This window comes from Sphingobacterium sp. JUb20 (genome assembly GCF_004342035.1).
Classification (GTDB): domain Bacteria; phylum Bacteroidota; class Bacteroidia; order Sphingobacteriales; family Sphingobacteriaceae; genus Sphingobacterium; species Sphingobacterium anhuiense.
In genome coordinates this window covers 23,033-43,221 of sequence record NZ_SLYV01000024.1, presented here as the reverse complement: position 1 = coordinate 43,221, position 20,189 = coordinate 23,033, and the positions used below count along the sequence as shown (strand labels likewise).

General features: G+C 36.5%; 18 protein-coding genes. 5 read left to right on the top strand and 13 right to left on the bottom strand.

The features are described from left to right. Window positions 1–129 precede the first annotated feature (129 nt). A complete protein-coding gene (locus tag EDF66_RS25180; RefSeq protein ID WP_165902526.1) occupies window positions 130–267 on the top strand; it encodes a two-component regulator propeller domain-containing protein in 138 nt (45 codons plus the stop codon). A 155-nt stretch (window positions 268–422) separates the two neighbouring features. On the opposite strand, the gene EDF66_RS25175 is transcribed toward EDF66_RS25180, so the two are convergent. Next, window positions 423–953 carry an HAD family hydrolase gene (locus tag EDF66_RS25175; RefSeq protein ID WP_132846006.1) on the bottom strand — a complete coding sequence of 177 codons (531 nt, stop codon included), beginning with the start codon at window positions 951–953 and terminating at the stop codon, window positions 423–425. 237 nt (window positions 954–1,190) lie between these two features. Between EDF66_RS25175 and EDF66_RS25170 the strand changes: the two genes are divergently transcribed. Beyond that, window positions 1,191–1,574: a DUF6896 domain-containing protein gene (locus tag EDF66_RS25170; RefSeq protein ID WP_132846005.1), complete on the top strand. Its 384-nt coding sequence runs from the start codon at window positions 1,191–1,193 to the stop codon at window positions 1,572–1,574. A gap of 174 nt (window positions 1,575–1,748) precedes the next feature. On the opposite strand, the gene EDF66_RS25165 is transcribed toward EDF66_RS25170, so the two are convergent. Beyond that, window positions 1,749–2,144 (bottom strand): hypothetical protein, encoded by a 396-nt coding sequence (locus tag EDF66_RS25165; RefSeq protein ID WP_132846003.1) that lies wholly within the window; start codon window positions 2,142–2,144, stop codon window positions 1,749–1,751. 312 nt (window positions 2,145–2,456) lie between these two features. Here EDF66_RS25165 and EDF66_RS25160 point away from each other — a divergent pair, with 312 nt between their 5' ends. Continuing rightward, on the top strand, window positions 2,457–2,792 hold the full coding sequence (locus tag EDF66_RS25160; RefSeq protein WP_132846001.1) for a hypothetical protein: 336 nt from the start codon (window positions 2,457–2,459) through the stop codon (window positions 2,790–2,792). 165 nt (window positions 2,793–2,957) lie between these two features. Here the strand turns inward: EDF66_RS25160 and EDF66_RS25155 are convergent, their stop codons facing one another. From EDF66_RS25155 to EDF66_RS26500, 9 genes are all read right to left on the bottom strand, one after another. After that, window positions 2,958–3,845, bottom strand: coding sequence for a DMT family transporter (locus tag EDF66_RS25155; protein WP_207898770.1), 888 nt, complete (start codon window positions 3,843–3,845; stop codon window positions 2,958–2,960). Between the two features lie 484 nt (window positions 3,846–4,329). Beyond that, window positions 4,330–5,079 (bottom strand): LytR/AlgR family response regulator transcription factor, encoded by a 750-nt coding sequence (locus tag EDF66_RS25150; protein ID WP_243656142.1) that lies wholly within the window; start codon window positions 5,077–5,079, stop codon window positions 4,330–4,332. A gap of 7 nt (window positions 5,080–5,086) precedes the next feature. After that, window positions 5,087–7,000, bottom strand: a complete 1,914-nt coding sequence (locus tag EDF66_RS25145; RefSeq protein ID WP_132845997.1) for a histidine kinase — start codon at window positions 6,998–7,000, stop codon at window positions 5,087–5,089. Window positions 7,001–7,125: 125 nt separating this feature from the next. Continuing rightward, a complete protein-coding gene (locus EDF66_RS25140; protein ID WP_165902525.1) occupies window positions 7,126–9,744 on the bottom strand; it encodes a carboxypeptidase-like regulatory domain-containing protein in 2,619 nt (872 codons plus the stop codon). Between the two features lie 49 nt (window positions 9,745–9,793). Continuing rightward, the gene (locus EDF66_RS25135) at window positions 9,794–10,588 is read right to left on the bottom strand and encodes a GLPGLI family protein (RefSeq protein ID WP_132845993.1); all 795 of its coding nucleotides are present in this window, start codon (window positions 10,586–10,588) and stop codon (window positions 9,794–9,796) included. A gap of 124 nt (window positions 10,589–10,712) precedes the next feature. Next, window positions 10,713–10,976 (bottom strand): hypothetical protein, encoded by a 264-nt coding sequence (locus EDF66_RS25130; protein WP_021190188.1) that lies wholly within the window; start codon window positions 10,974–10,976, stop codon window positions 10,713–10,715. A gap of 35 nt (window positions 10,977–11,011) precedes the next feature. Beyond that, window positions 11,012–11,263, bottom strand: a complete 252-nt coding sequence (locus EDF66_RS25125) for a hypothetical protein (RefSeq protein ID WP_046792034.1) — start codon at window positions 11,261–11,263, stop codon at window positions 11,012–11,014. 969 nt (window positions 11,264–12,232) lie between these two features. Beyond that, window positions 12,233–12,904 (bottom strand): MBL fold metallo-hydrolase, encoded by a 672-nt coding sequence (locus EDF66_RS25120; protein ID WP_132845991.1) that lies wholly within the window; start codon window positions 12,902–12,904, stop codon window positions 12,233–12,235. 57 nt (window positions 12,905–12,961) lie between these two features. Then, window positions 12,962–13,468: a Crp/Fnr family transcriptional regulator gene (locus EDF66_RS26500; protein WP_259195032.1), complete on the bottom strand. Its 507-nt coding sequence runs from the start codon at window positions 13,466–13,468 to the stop codon at window positions 12,962–12,964. A gap of 35 nt (window positions 13,469–13,503) precedes the next feature. Between EDF66_RS26500 and EDF66_RS26210 the strand changes: the two genes are divergently transcribed. Both EDF66_RS26210 and EDF66_RS25110 read left to right on the top strand, forming a co-directional pair. Continuing rightward, window positions 13,504–13,731, top strand: coding sequence for a hypothetical protein (locus tag EDF66_RS26210; RefSeq protein ID WP_165902524.1), 228 nt, complete (start codon window positions 13,504–13,506; stop codon window positions 13,729–13,731). Window positions 13,732–13,945: 214 nt separating this feature from the next. Continuing rightward, window positions 13,946–15,289, top strand: coding sequence for an alpha-L-fucosidase (locus EDF66_RS25110; protein ID WP_132845988.1), 1,344 nt, complete (start codon window positions 13,946–13,948; stop codon window positions 15,287–15,289). Between the two features lie 327 nt (window positions 15,290–15,616). Here EDF66_RS25110 and EDF66_RS25105 read toward each other — a convergent pair whose 3' ends face one another. Continuing rightward, window positions 15,617–17,050, bottom strand: coding sequence for a TolC family protein (locus EDF66_RS25105; protein ID WP_132845986.1), 1,434 nt, complete (start codon window positions 17,048–17,050; stop codon window positions 15,617–15,619). Window positions 17,051–17,053: 3 nt separating this feature from the next. Continuing rightward, a complete protein-coding gene (locus tag EDF66_RS25100; protein ID WP_132845985.1) occupies window positions 17,054–20,188 on the bottom strand; it encodes an efflux RND transporter permease subunit in 3,135 nt (1,044 codons plus the stop codon). Between the last annotated feature and the right edge of the window lies 1 nt (window position 20,189).

The following is a 20,189-nucleotide window of genomic DNA, read 5'->3' as shown; positions in this document are numbered from 1 at the left end:
ACCACATAAAAACTCTGTTTTTATTAAGAGGCCGACATTGATTTTGTTTCACACCAAAAGATGCGGCCTTTTTTTAATTTTAGCTAATGTAATGGCGAATTACTTTTGCTAAAATCTGTTGATACAAAGTTGCTACTTACAGACGGTGTCGAGAGTCAACATATCTGGACCATATATAAAAGTAATGATGGCGAATTATGGTTTGGAGGAGCCAATCCGAGTGGTGTTTATCGATTCAATGGTGTTTCCTTCGAAAGAAAATATTAGCTAGCTAACCATACCCACAATATAAGTTATGTGATCATTTATGCTGGGGCGTATACCTTTTCAATAGCTCTAATGCAATTAAATTTTTAAGGAAAACTGAATCTCTGATCTGTAGCATGTTTTTTCTCACCTAGTGGTCAGAATTAGCAACATTGCTATGCATTTCTCCAAAATCTTTTTTCAATTACGCGAACATTTTCGGCGTCTTTTAGTTTTTGAAGATAACTCGATAACTGTAGCAATTCATCATCCACAGGGTCGCCGGTGAATTCAGATACCTGGACTGCATTACCATAGTTTAGCATTGATTTTTCAGCTGTATCATCGATTATAAGCGTCCTTTCCAACTTAAATCCTTTTTGCTTTATTTTAGATAATCTTTTTACAAAGTAGTAGTCATCAGTCACACTTTTACGTTTTTTTGTCGCTCGCGATCTTCCCCAGACAAATTCAAATGTAATATGCGCAGGTTTGATTCTTTCAATCAATTGTTTTACATAAACATCGTCTGCTGAACTCCATATCGCTAATTTGAAATCCCTTGCTAAAAACGTAAGGAAGTGATCTAAATAAGGTCTTTTATAAATGAAATATGAATCCATCTTGAAGTCTTCATCTCTTTCAAGTTTATTTTGCACAGCATAAAGCAGGGTTTCGTCTAGATCCAAGACTATTAGGGTTTCCATTTTACAATCATAAGGAGATTTTCGCAATATTTTACTCGAAATTTTCAGATGTCACTAAAATTGGATCATTTTAATAATCATGTCCCTCATTTGGACCAGATAAGATTGATTATTCGAAAAAAGTATTAACAGATCACTGAATCTTAAATACTTTAATTTTTAGGAATAAGGCCAGAAGATTATTACTTTTACTTGTGAAAGGAACAAAGTAATTACAGTAATTTTTTTCTGATAAACATGCGAGATCTAGATGTCATCTATTCCAAATTTATTGAAAAGTTAAAATTAGTATTGCGATATATATTGGAAAATTTTGGGGAGAAAGAAATCTTGATGCGAAAAAACCAAGGACTTATTCAAAATCGAAATTTTGGCATCAAAAACTCTCAGATTAAAGGATATGTTTTTCATGGTTATGGTTGCGATTTTAGATTTAAAAATGAAGATGTGGATATTGAATTTGAAAACGATAATATTGGATTTACAGATTGGAGTTTTTATTTATTCGTGGATGGGCATAATTCAGAGATAACAGAAGCAATGTGTAAAGCATTTTTGAAAGAGAAAGTTGAAAAACAAGAATTAAGATTTCTAAATAGAATATATGAGATTAATGAATAGCAACTTTTATGAAAATGCGTTCTACATTTAAAGTTCAAATTACTTAAATTAATTTTTATATTCCTTAGATGGAAATAAAAGGCAATAAAGTACACCTAAACCAAGGGTTATTTCAACTTTGTAATATAGACTAGAAACTATAGATCTATATTTCTGAAAAAATAAATCAGGTTATTAGTTATAGAGTCTCGGTGTCTGCAGAATTTTTACGTCTTTTTCAAGTTTTTTTAAACGATCGTCATAGTTGGTCGTTATTTGATCGACCTTCTGTTTTATTGCAATCCCGTTCTGGAAAGTAATAGTGGTAAATAATTTGATATCGCCCAAAACTTCTACGTAGTGTAAATCTTCGTTTCCCACATCCTTTTGCACTTCAGCAGAAGTTGATAATGGAAGGCCAAATTTTTTTATAATATCTTCTTTTTTCATACCAACTGATTGCGCATCTGCAAATCGGCTTTGAGGTATTGCTTGTCTTATTTGATTTTGAGTTGTCAAATGAGACGAAAAACATGAAGTTAGCGTGAAAATTAAGTAACCGCAAGAAACTAAACTATAAAATTTTCGCATAATGATTGGAGTAATAATAAGACAATGGATTACTTATCTGTAACCGTAATTTTTAAATATATAGATTATTATCTTTTAAATCGTGAAGGTTTTCTTATGTCTATGTAACTTTTTATTTACTTTAAAAAAATAACAATTCTATTTCCGTAAGTTGTTTTATAATGTCATTAAAAAGAATATGAAATGGGATGATTTTAAAAACTTATTTAATGAAATACTGTTTTTTTAATTTTATGGTACACTGCATATAAAAATATTATAGTATGTGATCGATGGCTAATATAAACTACTGCAGTTAAATCAGATATTGAAATGAATAATTATAAAATATTTTGTTTAGATAATAGTGAATTAGCACAATATGAAGCGTATAGCAAAGGTTACAGAAGCGATATTTATGTCTTATTAAATGGAGAATATTATCATTTGTACTTCTGTAATATCATTCGTCTAAGACAAGATTTTGACTGTGAATTTAAAGATTATGGTTATTTCTCTGTAGAACCAAATTTGATATTGGTTAAGGAAGTAAAATTGGATTTTATAGAGAAAACGGTTCAGATGTTAATCTCCGACTCCTATTTTGATCGCATCAGGCCTGTTCAGATTCCCAGTCATCATGTGGAGCAACTTCAAGACTTGATCTAAGTTTTGTTCAAAAATGCATAAACTGAGTAAAACATAATGCGAATCAATGGCTTTTTTATGTTATTTTGAGTGTAGATTGCTCGAATACCATTAACATGATCATTATCCTTGATCGCTATCTTCTTTGCAAGTCCAAAAGGGTGTTCCTTATAATCATGCTGCTTCTTAAGCAATATTATCTGCACTCATTTTTCTTGATACTTTTAAAAGTCCCAGAACTATTAATAAAATACCTGGGTAAATGTAGCTATTGGGAATTTCGGATAAAAATAAATAGGCAAAAACAATAGCAAAAACAGGCTCCATCAATAGTAGGTTGGATAATAGTAACGGAGGCAATTTTTTAGACGCATATGCAAAGCCAAAAGTGGGGATGGCAGTCGAAAATATCCCTAGAGAAAATATACTCAAAATATTCACTCCGTTTAACTCTCCCAAAGGGAAAACCGTTTTGTCAAATAATAAGATATATAGGAAGATTAAAGCACCAAAAAGACACGTTCCCAAAGTTACACTTAAAGTATTTATTTGTTTATTTAAAACATTCTGAGTGTTGGAAATCATCACAAAAATAGCAAATAATAGCGCGCCGGATAAAGCAAAAATTTGTCCCAGAAGTGAAGATCCCGATAGCGATAATTTGGTGCTTAAGTGCGGGTAAAAAATAACAGCAACTCCCAGAATAGCAATGATAGTTCCTATATATTCATTTTTTGAAATTACAATTCCCTTTAATTTCTTAAATAATATAACAAAAAAAGGAGAGCTGCTGATCAATAATGTAACTTCTCCAATGGGAGCTAGCATAAAGGCAATCGTTCCAAAAAGATAAGTTAGAAATAATACTAAACTTAATACAATTATTGTGTTATTAGAGAAAAGATCTTTGAAAACCTGTTTAGTTTTTCCTTGGACCAATAAAACTATTAATAAAACAGAAAAAGTGATCATAAATCTCATGGATATGATCAACAATGGAGACTGCAAAGAGGAAAGTCTTATAAAAACGCCAACCAGACCCCAGCCTACGATAGAAGCTAAAGCTATTATCAAAAATGAATTACAATTACGACTAATGATCATTATCTTTCCTGATTAGAAGAGGGAATTTTTAAAACCTTATTAAACATCAAATTATGTTCTCCAATACAAAGAAATAACTTTAAAACTTAACGTTTGCAATATTAATAATAATTATCTCACTATTGTGAAAAAAGTATAAATAATCTAAATTTCTTAATCTGTAAGATATAATTATCAGCTTCAGCGTTAGTAGCTCGATATATACGTTCTTATAATCAATTAATATTTACATCTCGAAAAAAAAGCAACTATAAATTGCTAATCAAGGATCTGAAGAGTCAAATCTTTTGAGTATTATCCATTTCTTGGTGATTTCCTGCTTTCATGATCGAATCCTATTAAATATTTTAATACGATTTATTATCAATCAGATGCAAAACTCCTATAGCTTATAGCAGTTTTGCATCCTGTACCATTTAATTTTAATGCATAAGAAGGTGAAGCAAGACAGCTATCAGGCTAAATTTTCCAGATAAAATAAGACCTCTTCCTTTTTTCTAATTGATACCGGTATCATTTCTTTATTGGTCATTTCGAGAAAACCCTCCCGATAGTATTTTTTTACATATAAGAAGTTTACTAAATAAGACTGATGGCAACGGAGAAAACCACATCTGGCCAACATGTTCTCATAGAGCTTGAGCCCTTTAGAGACCAGCACCTCTCTTTTATCTGTGAGAAAAAACGAAGTGTAACTTTTATCGCTTTTACAGTAAAGGATATCGTCCATCGATACGATTTCGATATACTCTTGACTTTTGAGTGCGATCCTTCGGTTCAATGGGGTTTCCGGAGAGAGGTAGTGATCTTTAGCTAGAGTAACACGTTCCGGATCCATTGTCATTTGCCCACGGTGCTGTCGGCATTTATCCAGCATATCATGTAGGGACTCTTTGTTTACAGGTTTTAAAAGATAACCAAGTGCTCCAAGGTTCAGCGCCTCAATGGCGTACTGATCGTATGCTGTTAAAAAAACGATCTGGAAATTTTCTGTTCCGATTTCATCAAACAATTGAAAGCTATTGCCATCCTTCAGTCTGATGTCAGCAAGGATCACATCTGGTTTTAAAAGAGGTATTTCCACTTTCGCTTCAGCGATCCCTTCGGTATAGCCAAGCACCTTGATGTCCGGCATTTCATTCAGTATCTGCAGCAGATGGCGCAGAATAATTTTTTCGTCTTCTAAAACGTAGACCTTTATCATAATTTCCTTATATATTTTTGATAATGGGTAAATTTATTTTAATGCAAATGCCTTGTTTGCTAAAGGCTTTTTTTTCAATGAGCTCAAAACGTGCTTGCTGATTGTTGAGTCTATATAATAACTGAAGACGTTCTCTCAATATATCTTGCGCCAATGATTTCTTTTTCTGACTTGATGTTTTTTGGTGTGTTAGACCGCTTCCATTATCATCGATCGTTATGATAATTTCATTTTCCTCTAATTCAACCCGGATAATAAGTTCGCCCTTATAAGCAATATTCCTAAACCCATGTTCGATCGCATTTTCTACAAAAGGTTGCAATAACATAGGTGGTATAAACACCTCTTCGGTATCCAGTTGTTCATCTATATCTATGCGGTAGCCGAAAAGGTTGGGATAGCGCATCTGTTGCAAATGGATATAATTTTCGAGCGAGATAATTTCTTCATTTAGATCTATAAAATCCATCCGGCTCTGTTCCAATATATCCCGTAGCAATTGGGAAAACGAAGAAAGGTAACGTACAGATTCTGTGCTGTCTCCTGTTGCGATGAGACCTTGCAGGTTGGCGATGGAGTTAAAAACAAAATGTGGATTGAGCTGGGTCTGCAAAAGCTTATGCTCCAGTTTTAGCCTACTGTTATCACTGTGAAGTAATTTGTTTTTTTGCTTTAGACTTTTTTGCTGATATACGTTATAGATAAGTGCCAGTAATCCAGCTGCCAAAGCTAGACCTGAGAACAGCATATATTTCTGTTGCCTAATGATGTCTTCACTATGCTGATTTTTACTCTTTAAGGTCAAAATATTACGGTCTTTTTTTTCTGCTTCATATTTCTCTTCTATTTCCGCAATGTTAGCCGCTTCGATCTCTTTAATCGTTTTTACTTCTAATTGGCTAGCCATATCTAAGGTTTCATATGCTTTTCTGTAATCACTTTGTAGTACATAGGCCTCGGACAGGCCTTTGTAAAGAAGATATCTAGGTTTATCTGACATATTCTTCTTATTCATTGCAATCGCTTTTTTGTAATAATATACTGCCGAATCTAGTTGGCCGATATTTATAAAGCTTTTGGCTAAATTGTTGTAAGCTACATCATGAATATCGTTGTTTTTTTCTAAAATGGAAACAACCGCTCTGCTCATCTTTAGACTTTCATCATAGAATCCCATGCGGGCGTAGATTTGCGCTTCGTTGTCGTAGGTACGTGCCAGGGCGAGGTTATCGTTAGAGGCTAATGCCAGCTGTTTTGCCAGTTTGTTGTATTTTGCCATTTTTTCATAATCATCCAGTCGGGATGCTAGCAAGAATATCATATCGTAGTAGCGTCGTTTGACAACAGGGTGCTCCTTATAGGGGTGAGCGTGATAATATTTGTCCACATATATTGCTGCCGCCTTTTCGTTTTTATTCTGATAAAATGACTTGGCGGTGAGGTCATAAAAAAGATAAGTGATCCTACTGGATGCATTTTCTGCTTTTTGCAGGAGCTCTTGTATTTTTCTCATCACTGCAGCATCTACGACATTACTTCCTCTTGTCTGTTGTTCCAGCGAAGCCCATTTTTTTAAAAAATAGAGATCGCCAGATTGGTGTCCTACTTTCATACTATCCAGCAAGATAGACGCATTTTGAAAGTTGTTATCCCAATAGTTAAGCTTTGCTTGAAAGAAATAATGCATCGCTATTGCGACGCTATCTTTACTTCTTGAAAGGATACGGTCTTCTGATGTTATGGCATTTATTTTTGCCACTAAAGGTAAAGTATCCGTGCTTATAAGAAAGGCGATATAATCTTTTTTTGAGGTGCTGTTTTCCTTTTCTGTTACACTAGAAGAGCGATTATTTTTACCGCATGAAAACAGCAGTAGTGTAATTAAAAAGACAGTTATATCATTTATTTTGGAAGAAGGCATACTAGATGAATATAATTATATTTAAAGATAATGGAAAGTACCCGTACTATCGAAAAATTAGCTCAATCTGTCGCTCGCCCATCTCGCTGGTATAGGGTTGTATGGTACATACTTTCCGAGGCTAGCTAAAAACTCAGGTTTATACCAAGCATAACCTGTCTTGGACGTAGCGCATAAGATTGGGTGGACTGATGGCTGTCCGAAAGCACAGATTGCGTAAATGTATCTACATTGAAGATGTTTTTTGCTGTAAGTTCCAATTGCATTTTTTTTAGGATAAAATACTGTAGAGAAAAGTCCGAGAACAGATAATACTGGCTTGGGCTGTACTGCCCTTTTTCGAATCGGTACAGTTCGTTTTTCAGTGATGTACGTATTTTTTTACTCAAGCGGGCATTGATATTCGCTTCAAACTTAGACTGGATAACACTTCTTGTTGATCCATTTCGAAGTATCGAATTATAGAACTGCAGTCCAGTAAAAATATTGATCGGACTCTCCCAGACACTTCGGTAATCAAGACTAACCTGGTAAACTGCCGTTTGTATCGGTAAGGGTGGAAGTCCTTTGACCTGCGTCTGGTAATTTGCCAGCTGACCATCCCCGGTAAGTCTTATATTACCTTTTATTCCAGCGACGAAATAGTTCAGCTGCGCATTAAAATAAGTGAGCGTTCTGTTCTTAAAAAGAACAAGATTGTTGCGGTTGTAGTCAGGATTCAGTTCTTGCTGTTGTCCGATGTAATCGAACTGCTGACTATATCCACCTGATAAGATTGTATACAGTTTATCCGTCATTTTACCTAAAGTATAGACAGCATTGACACTAAATATATCCAGGATGGGATTTTCTTTTAAACCGCTTGAAAAAGTCCGGTTTCCCTTATAAACAAAATTGGGCAGTACATCAAGAGCACTTTGCGACATATTCATTTGGTAGGAAACATCACTGCGCAGTTCCCCCTTGCTATGCGTCCTCCATAGAATAGTAGCTTTTGGAGACCATAATTTATTTATGCTGGACTGGGCCTGTGGAGCAAGCTTGTCCTGTAAGGTAGAGTGAAGCAGGCGTGCTGTGATGCTCGGTGTCAACTCCAGCCTTCGGGATTTCCAGGTATATTGTGCAGATAATGCTGTATTGTGTTCTTCAAAATTCAACCGATTAAAAAAATCCTTTGGACGATAAGTTTCTCCAGAACCATTCATCAGATAGAATGCCGAATTGAAGCCACGAAACGTAATTTCATGCGCTATCGAAGCACTGAACGGATTGCCTTTCCCATCGCGCTTTACTAACTCGGTGATCATTCCATAATAATCCACATTATTTTCAGTATCCTGCCAAACGTTTTTGATACTATCAGCCTTTATACCTTCAGCTTCGAATAGATCGCCATACAGGAACTGGTCTACCGCATAGTTGATGGGGGAACGTTGCCTGATCCAGCGGAATGAAGAGACCAGTACGGTACGTTCGGCTAATTTCTGCGTGTAGCTCAGTAAATGGTTTGAAAGGAAGCTTCGTTTTTTGATCGTTTCCAATGATCCGATACCATTGAAGGTCAGTTCGCCGATATCATTAGCTTTGATATTGCCCAATGTACCTATATATGTAATGGTCGAATTTTTACCTGGATCATATTGCAGCTCTATTTTGCTGAAATAATTAATATCCGAATTGATGTAGTGAAGATCTTCGTGATTTGTGAATTTTACATCTTCAATCGCGTATTCGGATAAGCTCCGCCTGACAAAACTATTTTTCTTACTATTGCCAAAACCCAGCCATTTGATCTTTAGGTCTTTTCTTGGCGAAAAGATACCGTTGAAGGAGAGGAGCTTGTCGTTGTTGAAGTTTGAACGTTGCGGGTCAAATTCATTTAAGCTCGGTTTGTTCTCCAGTAGGGAAGGAGTTGAAACTTGGAGACCTACCTGACCAGGTTCATTCGGATCCTGGCTCAAGATCAGATGGTCTATGCCACGTAGAGTCTCCAGACCATTATTATTGGCCGATCCCAATAGATAATATTTTGTTTTTTTTCCAAAATTCATCAGATTAACCTGTGCATCGTAAAATTCAGTAGGGATTACACTTGCTGCCGCATCGATACTGCCTACCCATTCCGATTTACTTTCACTTTTGAGGGTCAGGTTGAGGGCTATCTTTTCAGAATGTTCAACTCCTTTCAGGTGCTTATTGTTTGAGTATCGCTGCAGCACCTGTACCTTTTCTATCGGATGTACGGTGAGGTTCTGCGTGAGCAGTTTGTAGCCTTTTCCAAATAAATCATCTCCTTCCACCATAACCTTTTCAATCTCTTTGTTGCCCACTTTGATCGTACCGTTTTCACTGATCTGCATACCCGGAATCTTGCGCAACAGGTCTTCAACAGTACGTTCTTCGCCCTGCAGATAGTTTTTGGCATCAAGTTCAATAGTATCGCGCCCGGCCCTAATAAATTTTTTTGGTGCTACATATACCTCCTGCAGCTGTATCCTGCTTTCTTCCAGCTCGATTGAAAGTTCCAGCGTATCTGAACTGAGATGAATGGATCTGTTGAGGGACTTGTAGGCCAGCGACTGAAAAATAAGCGTATAATTTCCATGGCTTACCCCTGAAAAGAGGAACAGGCCTTTAGCATCTGTAAAGGAGTAATGCGAGCCTCCAGAACCATTCTCAGTAACGAGATTGACGCGAATACCAGCTGGGGTAGACGATGGTGCAGTTACCTTACCCCGTATCAAGGTTTGGCAGTAACTTTGTGAAAACTGTATTAAAAATAACAGCAAAAAGCTAATTCGAACCATGCTCCCATTCATACACCTGCTCTACTGTGCCTCGAGTCTTCGTTTTATTTTCGGTACTGAATTCGACCCCTTCAGGTAGTTTGGAACGCATAATGCGCATCTGCTCTGCAATCTTACGTTCATCCTGCTCTACATATTTTTTCAGTGACATCTTAGGCAAGGTTTGTACATAGTTGCGGTCTACAGGAATCTGACCTTCGAAAGGGTAGGAGACCTTTTTCAGTAACCAATAGTGCGGATGAGCGCTTTCGGTGTATAGCATCACAATAAGACCCGGGAGCCCTCCGAATTTGTACGGACCAGCCGGTACAGGAATAGCCGGATCATAATAGGCCACAACTTTTGTACCCCGGTAGTCTGCGGTCGCTTTTTTACACACTTTATCCCCGAATTTTTCTTCTTCCGGATAATCGGTATTCCAGTTGATAGCTTTGAATGTCTGATCTTCTACCAGGTAGTTTTTACTATCCAGTGATCGCGTTTCTATCAGTCCCTTTTGTTTAGGATCCTGGATAACAATTTTACGGAATATTTTGCCTACATCTAGCACAATAGAAAGCTCGCTCGATTCCATTTCATCATCAGACTGATCTGTAGCAGTTTCTTTTTTCAGCGAAATCGAATCGCGGACCGCAATCTTTACAGTACCGTCATAATAGACATCCTCTTTAAACGTGGCAACAGGCGAGGGAATATATTCGTAACTCGCCATCAGCTGTTGGGCTTTCGAAGTAAGACTTCCGCTTACCGCTAAAAGCAGTAAAATTACATTACGTATCATGGGTATTATATTTAAATTGTAGATTCGGTTATAGCGCGTACGAAGAGCACTATAAATATGATATGAGCCATAGAAAAAATAACACTATGGCTCAGATTAGAAAAGCTTTTCAATTTAGGATATCCTAGTTCATCGAAAAACCTTGATCAGTGTACATTTTTTTAATGGCTTTAAAGAACGTGTGGCACGAGCCATTGGTCGTTGTGATGTAATGATCGTAACCTACAGCATCACCGTTCACATAAACGGTTACAGACATTGTGCATCTCCATGCCTTTTCGTTCTTTACTGCAGTTTCTTTAGAAACATGTTTAGTATTCATTTCAGTTGCCATGCTCGAAGCATAAAGTCCAAATGTGGCAATCAGTGCAAATAATATCTTTTTCATCTTGGTAATTTTTAGTGTAAGATCAGTTGTTTTTGTTAATTAAGTTGATATCCTTGCGATGCGTAATACGATCGCATGGTTTTGAAAAATCGGCCGCAAGATCCACTACCCTGGTAGGATAATGTGACTTCAGAGTCTAAAAAATTTCCGCTGGAGTCGTAGATATTTAGCGTATACTCACAGAATATTCCCGCATCTTTCGCTTTAATCGGTGCCTTGCCCGATCCTGCAAATGCAGCTGAGGACATTAATCCGACAGCGCAAAGTGTCATTAAAATCTTTTTCATGTTCTTGTTTTTAAAGAGTTACTAATTGTAGTTTATACTATCAAATATAGATAGAGGGTAAGGGGAAGACTAAGGCTAAGCTATATTCGTAATAAAGTATCTGATATTCGCTGTCGCTAGACCAAAATACGTTAGTAAGATGCAGCACCGCTGGGTAGTTGTACGCATAAGGTTTGAATGCTCTTTAAAAACCTGGCGATCGCGTAGCTATAGCTTGAACGTGGATTCAAAACTCCGACGCAATGTAATTGCTATTTTGATTATTTCTATTCGTGTATGAGGATCGTTAAGTTTTGTCTTTTATAACGATAGACTTGCGAGGGTGTGTCGTAAGTAGCTTTTAGCTAGCTGTCTGAGCGAGGCTTGTTAGCGCTTTTATGATTGGGACTCATTAATTTTTTTTAATTTGAAGACGTCGGAAGCTTCTCTTTTTTTTATCCTTAGGCATTAGAAGCAGTAGCTCATGTCTCAATGATTCTTTATAACTATTTTTTTTATTTATGTATAAGAGACATTTATTTATGATGTTTCTTTAAATCTGTAAAAAAAATGTATAATTTAGCGTAACACAATATAAAAACTTTAATTCGGTACCCCATTCCGATCATTAAAGGCTCTAGAGCACCTTCTAGAGCCTTTTTAGAACAGATGAAAAGCAGTGGGATTTGAGATCTCGCCGATAGGCTGCTTTTACTGTCCGACCCTTTTAACAACCATTCATTTCAAATGGATATTTAATGCTGTTCTGCGTTGTTAAATTGCCAAAACACATGAACAATTTTCCAGGATCCACTAAGTTTAACAATATGCATTGTACTTATGGGGTTGATAGTTGTATGTTTATGATTTTAAACGAGACTGGCGAAACGAAGAGGGTTAGTGTGAACGATGACTAAGTTTATGATTAATAATTCCGTTCGCTATACGCATTCAATGCTTATTGATAATAAGTTTATTAGACACTTTCTGTTAGGAATAATGATTCGTCATAAACTGTTCTAATTCTCCCTTATCATATAAAACAGGTCCGTGTCCAAAACAAATGATCTTGGGCTTTAGGTTATAAATTTTTCGAATAGATGTTAGGTTCAATTTCTTATCCTTAGTAAATAGATCGGGCGGTTGGCTTAACCCGGAAACAGTGGTTACTAAATTCATATTCACAAGCACATCACCGAGGATTAAAACCTGATCTTCCTCTCTAAAAAATGAAATATGCCCCGGTGCATGTCCAGGAGTTTCGATAACAATAAAACTACCAATCGTGTCGCCCTCCTTTAAAATACGGGATACATGATGACCTTCTCCAGCCCAATAATGTTGCTGAAACCGAGCAATAAAATGCCTTTTATCCGGATATTCATTCGTGACATTTCCTGATTCCGCATTATTTTTTTCAAATTCAGAAGTCCAGAGTGGAATCTTTAACGTGTTGCATAGCACAGCAGAACTTCCCTGATGGTCAGCATGGGCATGAGTTAAGGCATGGGTGGTGATTTTTTTATATTTAAGTGCCTGTAGTATGGTTTTGCTTGAACTTCTTATTCCTGCATCAATCAGTACATCGTCAATGATATAGCAGTTGATACTGTTTCTTGGTAGCACCGGAATTTGGTATACATTTTTAGCGATCTCTTTCATTTTTGTATTTTTTTATACAAAAATGTCTAATCGATTATTGTTTCTCCTTGATAAATGTTAAGAAATCTCGCTTCTGATTCTACTTAACGATTCAGGAGTAATACCTAGATACGATGCAATATGGATAAGGGGTGTCCGTTTCACTATTTTTTCAGAAGATGTTTTTAAAAATTCAAGATACTTTTCTTTGGCTGGAATAGATTGGAGTTTTAACAGCCGATCTGCTAAACATAACACATTCTGTTCTGAGAAAAATCTTCCTATTCTTTCCCATTGGGGAACAGTTTCATAAAGCTCCTGCATATCCTTGTAGCTGATGGCCAGCGTTTGCGATTTTTCCAGACACTGGATGTATTCATAAGACTTTGACTGGTTTATAAAACTTGAATAGGAGGAAACAAAACCATTGTCACTCGATAAGTAGCTCGTTATTTCTTTGCTATCTTTTACGTAAAAGATGCGTACCAGGCCAATCGCAATAAAATGTAGGTGCGTAGAGACCTGACCTTCTTGAAGAATATATTCTTTTTGCTTAAACTTATGTTGTGTAAATTTTGACTTGATAATCGCAATATCAGCCTCGGAAAACCTCGCGTAAGTTGAAATTAAAGCTATTAAATTATCGATTCCAATTGATCATCGTGTTGATGTGTATTTTTTTAATCTGTGCAATTTCCGAATATAAGCATATTGCAGTTATTTTATTATTAAAAGAAAACCTCTTAAAAACGAGTATCCATAAAGCCTTTTCATTTGAAGAAATAGGAAAGGCGCGTTTAAAAGTGGAAACAAATCGTGACATCGATAAAGTCGTTGTTAATATCTAAAACAAGACAAAGATTTGCTACATCAATCTGTCAGGATAACATTGAGTCAAATCAGGGTAATATAGATGCAATGCCCAGGTTTATATCGGGTTAATTTTGAAATATAAACCTTTTGCACTGTTCCGTTGATATGACACAATAGCTGAGTAACTGTTTTTCAACCTAATTTTCGGTGTTTAAATATGCCTTAAAAAGAACTTAATAAAGTGATGATATGAAATATTTTTTAAACCTTCTATTGTTATTGACCATTAGCGGACCGCTCTCTGCTCAAGTTGAAAAAGTGACACCCATTGTTAAAACATCGAAAGTTATAATCGATCAGTTCATGGATTTACGTTTTGGCCTGTTCATCCATTGGGGGCCTGTCGCGTTGCGTGGTACCGAAATTGGATGGAGTCGAGGAAACCAAGTTCCCTTTGAGGATTATGACCAATTGTATAAAGAATTCAATCCGGTATTATTCAATGCTGAAGAGTGGGTAAAGACTGCAAAAAATGCAGGTATGAAATATTTGACCATTACAGCCAAGCATCATGATGGCTTTTGCTTATGGCCGACCAAATTTTCAGATTTGAATATTATGGAGACACCTTTTAAGCGTGATGTTGTGGGCGAACTGGCGGCAGCCTGTAAAAAGCATGGTCTAAAATTCTGCATATATTTCACCGTACTGGATTGGCACGATCCACATTACCCTTATGCACGTGCGGGTACAAAGGAGATCAACGCAACGACTGACATGGCAAAATTTGTTGCTACTATGAAAGATGAGTTAACGGAGATCTTGACCAATTACGACCCATATATGCTTTGGTTCGACGGTAACTGGGACAAAGAATGGACCGATGCCCATGCACAGGAAGTATATGCTTTGTTAAAACAGTTGAAGCCCGATGTCATCATTAACAATCGTTTAAAAGGTATAAGTGATTTTGATAGGACAAGAGAAGACCATACACGCTTGTCTTCGGATGCTATCGGAGATTATGCGACACCGGAACAGAAGATAGGTGCATTAAATATGGATTATCCATGGGAATCCTGCATGACTATTGCGAACCAGTGGGCATGGAAACCCAATGATGTACTAAAATCCACTAAAGAATGTATCCAGACCTTGGCAAAAACAGCTGCAGGAAACGGCAATCTCCTTTTTAATGTTGGCCCGATGCTGGATGGCCGTATTGAAGCCAGACAGATTAATCTATTAAAAGAAATGGGCGATTGGTTAAACACCTATGGCGAGAGTATTTATGGCACTAAAGGAGGTCCATTTATTCCGAACAATACCTATGCTTGCACACGGAAAGGCAAAATATTATATGTGCACGTTTTCGATCGAAAAGAGGATGTACTCACACTTCCTGCTTTAAAGGGCATAAAAGTCAAAAAAGCGCATATACTAAACGGAGATGTCATTACTTTTTCACAAAGTGTTACTGGGAGTATAGCGCTAAGTTTACCAACGCAATTACCGAATCCAGATGATACGGTGATTGTACTTGAATTAAATAAAAATGCTGAAAGCATTCCCGTTGTTGCGCAAAGTAATTAACCTGCAATTGTTCTTAATTATCGATGACAAGATGTAAACAAACACTTTCATCTTTTGCTAAAGATGTAGCGATTCATTTTCTTAATACACAGACTAGCAGGATTACTCGCTAGCCTGTGTATAGATGAAATCACCATAATGATGGAAAACACTATTTTAAGTAAATAATGCTTTTTAAACACATCATCAAGCGTACTGAAGTTAATCACACATTAGCAATAAATAATTAATCCATTACAGTTAGCCCACAGGGATTCACCTTCTTCAGCTTAAAGGTTGTAAATTTTTGTTTTTTAGGGGTTACATGTTCTTTTAGAACGATGAAAATTAAATCTTGTTAATACCTAGTGATATGTAAAGTTTTATGAGTGAGGTGTTCAGCATATTTTCTGATGCAGCGATCTGTAGCTCATTCTTTAATAAGTTTTGTTGTACATCTAAAATTTCAAAATATAAAGCTTCACCATTATCAAACATTAACTGTGCATTTTTTAACGAGAGTTGCAAAACTTTACTTTCCTCTTGTAGAGACCTTATTTTTTCTTTGGTCTGCTCGATCTGAATAAGTGCATCTGATACTTCATTTACCGCTATAAGATAAGTATTTTTAAAGCTTAATATTTTTTGCTGAATATTAAATTCTTGAACTTTTACTTCGGTTTTATTTTTACGTCTATTAAATAAAGGTTGTGTCATCTGCGCTACAAACTGTGATAAAAATGAAGCGGGGTTAAACCAGTCACTTACCCGCATGCTATTTAAGCCTTGGTTTGCAGTGATCATAAAGGAAGGATAAAGATTTGTTTTACTAAGACTTAATTGCCCATAAGCGATCTCTACTTCGTGTTCCTTAGCTTTTAAATCTGATCGTTTGGACAGTAAGTCCGCTGGTACACCCAATACTATTTTTTGATCATCTACCATAGCCTTAGGAGATATGAAAAGTAAAGATCCCGGATTTTTACCCATTAATTGATTCAAATAATTTTCGTGGATTTGAATTGCCTGTAATAGATCTGGAATCTGTCCTGAAACATCATGATATTGGCGCTCAGTTTGTTGTACGGCGAGGCTACTAATGTTTCCATTTATGTACTGACTTTTCATCATTTCTACTAAACTCTTCTGTATGCTTAAGTTTTTGCGGGTAATGAGTAATTGCTTATTGAGCATTTGCAGCGTGCTATAAGTTTGTGCAGCGGAAGATAGTAGTGCCACTTGTAAACTATGTAATTGCATCTCCGATTTTAAACGATTATAAAATGCAATCTTTTTTTTGTTTTTTGTACTGCCGTAAAAATCTAAAGCCCAATTAATATTCGCATGTACAGAATAATCTTCAATTTTTCTGGAATTTAATGTCGACGCTATGTTAGTCCCCTGACTTCCGTAGAATCCTTTTTCTGAAAAGTAATCCATTTTTGCCCCTAGCACTAAATTTACTTCAGGCAACCCCGAAAGGTTAGCTTCTTTTTGATATTCTTTATACATATTTAAAGATTGTTGAGCCATTCCTATTTCGAAATTATGGGCCAGCATCTCATTCAATACCCAACGCAAAGAATCATCCTTAAAAAAATCACTCCACGAATCAAATGAAGTATGATCAACCTCTTTCGATTTATTTAAATCTAATTCCGTTTTATATTGTGGCTGGATCGATATATTTTTTCTGTAATCTTCTTTTACTATCGCGCAGGAAGAGAAGAAAATACTAAGAGAAAATATGCTTAAGTTTTTAATATTAGTTGATCTTTTCATGCGTTATATTAGATTGTTTTTTTTAACTCCAAATATTTTTTCATGCAAATATTGAAATGTAACGAATAAGACAGGGATAATAAAAATCCCAAGTATAACACCCAAAAACATACCTCCAATGGTACTGGAGGCAATGGAAAGATTTCCTTGCTTCGTTGCGCCACCTGAAAATAATAACGGCATCATCCCTGCAATAAAGGCAAAGGAGGTCATCAGAATAGGTCTTAAACGTGATGCGGCACCCTGCATTGCGGCTTCTACCAAAGAACGACCAAAATGCCTGCGTTGCAGTGCAAACTCTACAATTAAAATGGCGTTTTTTGCCAGTAGTCCGATGAGCATGATCATACCAATCTGCACATAAATATTATTACTGACCTGCATGATATTGATAAATCCAAAAACACCCAATATACCTGGAGGTAAGGAAAGAATGACTGCAAAGGGAAGTATATAACTTTCATATTGTGCCGCCAGTAAAAAGTAGACGAAAACAATACAAAGTACAAATACCGCAACAGTCTGATTACCCGCTTCACTTTCCTCTTTAGCCATCCCTATATATTCATGCGAGAACCCTGCTGGAAGTTTAGCTGCAGTCTCATTAATAGCGGTCATTGCATCACCCGAAGAAAATCCTTTAGCAGCCTGTACATTCAAATTAATGGAAGTTGCCTGATTGAGATGGGTAACTTGTTCAGGTCCAAATACAGGCTTTAGATTAACAATTGACTGTAAGGGAACCATTTGTCCATAGGTATTTTTTGCGAATACTTCTTTTAATGAGCTTTCATCTTGACGAAATTTGGAATTTGCTTGCACAACTACCCGATAATATTTTCCGAACCGGTTAAAATCTGAAGTAAAAGTTCCTCCAAAATATGCTTGCATCGTTTCCATTACATCTTTAACTTCCAATCCCAGTTGTTTAGCCTTTATAGCATCAACGTCAATCATATATTGTGGGAATTTTGCATTATAAGAGGTAAACGCCGATGCTATTTCCTTCCTTTGGGATAACGATTTTAAGAAACTATCGGTTATTGTTGCAAATTCCTGAATATCGCCTCCTGAATTATCTTTGAGAACAACATCTAGTGCATCCACATTTCCAAAACCCGGTACTGTGGGCATAGAAAATGTCAATTGCTTTCCTTCCGGTAATTGATTAAAATAGTACCGTATAGAATCCATGATTACATTGATATCATGATTGATCGCTCTATCTTTAGGCTGTTTTAGAATGGAATAAGATGCCGCGTACGAAGGGGATGCGGTACCTGCCAAAAGGTTATTGCCATTAACCATCGCATTATAGTACATACCGTCTATGTTGCCTAGCTTCTCACTAAGCTTTGCTGTGACTTCTTTTGTCCTTTCTAATGATGTTCCTGGCGACAAACTAAAGGCAGTCATAACCAGACTCTGATCTTCTGTCGGGATAAATGCTTTCGGTGTGCTTTTTGCAAGGAGTACTGTAATGATACTTACGATTACCAACCCGGTTATAGCGAGCCACTTCTTCTTTATCAATAAATAAACGATCTTTTTATATTTATTTGTGGCGGCATCAAAACCGACATTAAACACATAAAAAAATCTTTGTAGGCCTTTAGTTTTCTTATTGCTTTCGGTGTGCTGCTCTTTTAATAGAATAGCACATAGGGCAGGACTAAGGGTTAGTGCGTTAATGGCAGAAAGGGCGATAGCAATAGCCAGAGTAAATGCAAATTGTTTATAAAAAACTCCTACAGGCCCTTCTATTAATCCAATTGGTAAAAATACGGCAGACATAATTAAGGTAATCGACAATATTGGTCCTGTAATTTCTCCCATTGCCGAAATTGTAGCCGATTTAGCACTCTGATTTTTTCCATGCAGCTTACTATGTACTGCTTCGACTACTACAATTGCATCATCAACCACAATACCAATAGCCAATACCATAGCAAATAAAGTAAGCAGATTGATCGTAAAACCAAAAATACTCATGAAAAAGAATGTGCCGATAATAGAAACCGGAACTGCAATTGCAGGGATTAATGTGGATCGGAAATCTTGCAGAAATAGAAAAACGACTAGAAAGACTAAAATAAATGCCTCTATCAACGTACTTTTTACTTGACTAATGGAAGCATCCAAAAAGGTTTTGGTGCTATAAGCAATATAATACTTAATACCTTCAGGAAAATCTTTCTCAGCCTTTTCCATGAATTTGAGTATTTCTTTTTGGATTTCATTTGCATTTGAACCTGGAGTCTGAAAAATTGCTACTCCAGTACCTGGGTTTCCATTTAGCGTTTGTGCAGTTGCAAAAGAATGATCTAGGGAACCTAATTCTACTTTCGCTACATCTCCTAATTTTAAAACTAAGCCATCAGCATTTGCGCGGATAACGATATTTTTATACTGCTCTATATCATTAAATTTACCCTGATATTTTAAACTGTATTCAAAAGAAAGGTCGCTACCTTCGCCAAATTTGCCAGGAGCTGCCTCTATGTTTTGATTATCAATTGCTTGCAGTACTTCTTTTGCGTCAATGTTAGCGTTAGCCATCTTGGCAGGGTCTAACCAAATGCGCATCGCATAATCTTTGCTTCCAAAAACCTGTGCTTTTCCGACGCCGGGAATACGTTGGATGTATGGAACAATATTGATTAAGTCATAATTATTCAAGAATGTAGCATCATACTTCGGATTTGTACTTTCAAAATCAATGATCATAATCATACTGTTATTTTGCTTAGCTGTACTGATACCATTATCAATGACTTCCTTAGGAAGCTGACTCGTCACCTGTGCTACACGATTTTGTACATTTACTGCAGCCTGATCCGGATCAGTACCTAGCTTAAAGAACACCGTGATATTTAGATTTCCATCATTAGACGAAGAGGATGTCATATACATCATGTTCTCTACACCATTTATAGCTTGCTCCAGAGGGATAGCGGCAGAGCGAGCCACAGTTTCTGAATTTGCTCCCGGATAACGTGCACTGACGACTACAGAGGGAGGAGCGATTTCTGGAAAAGTTTCCATTGGTAAACGTATCATTGCCAAAACTCCCATGATCACCATTAAAAAAGCGATTACAGTTGCGGTAACCGGTCTATTTATTATTTTCTTTAACATC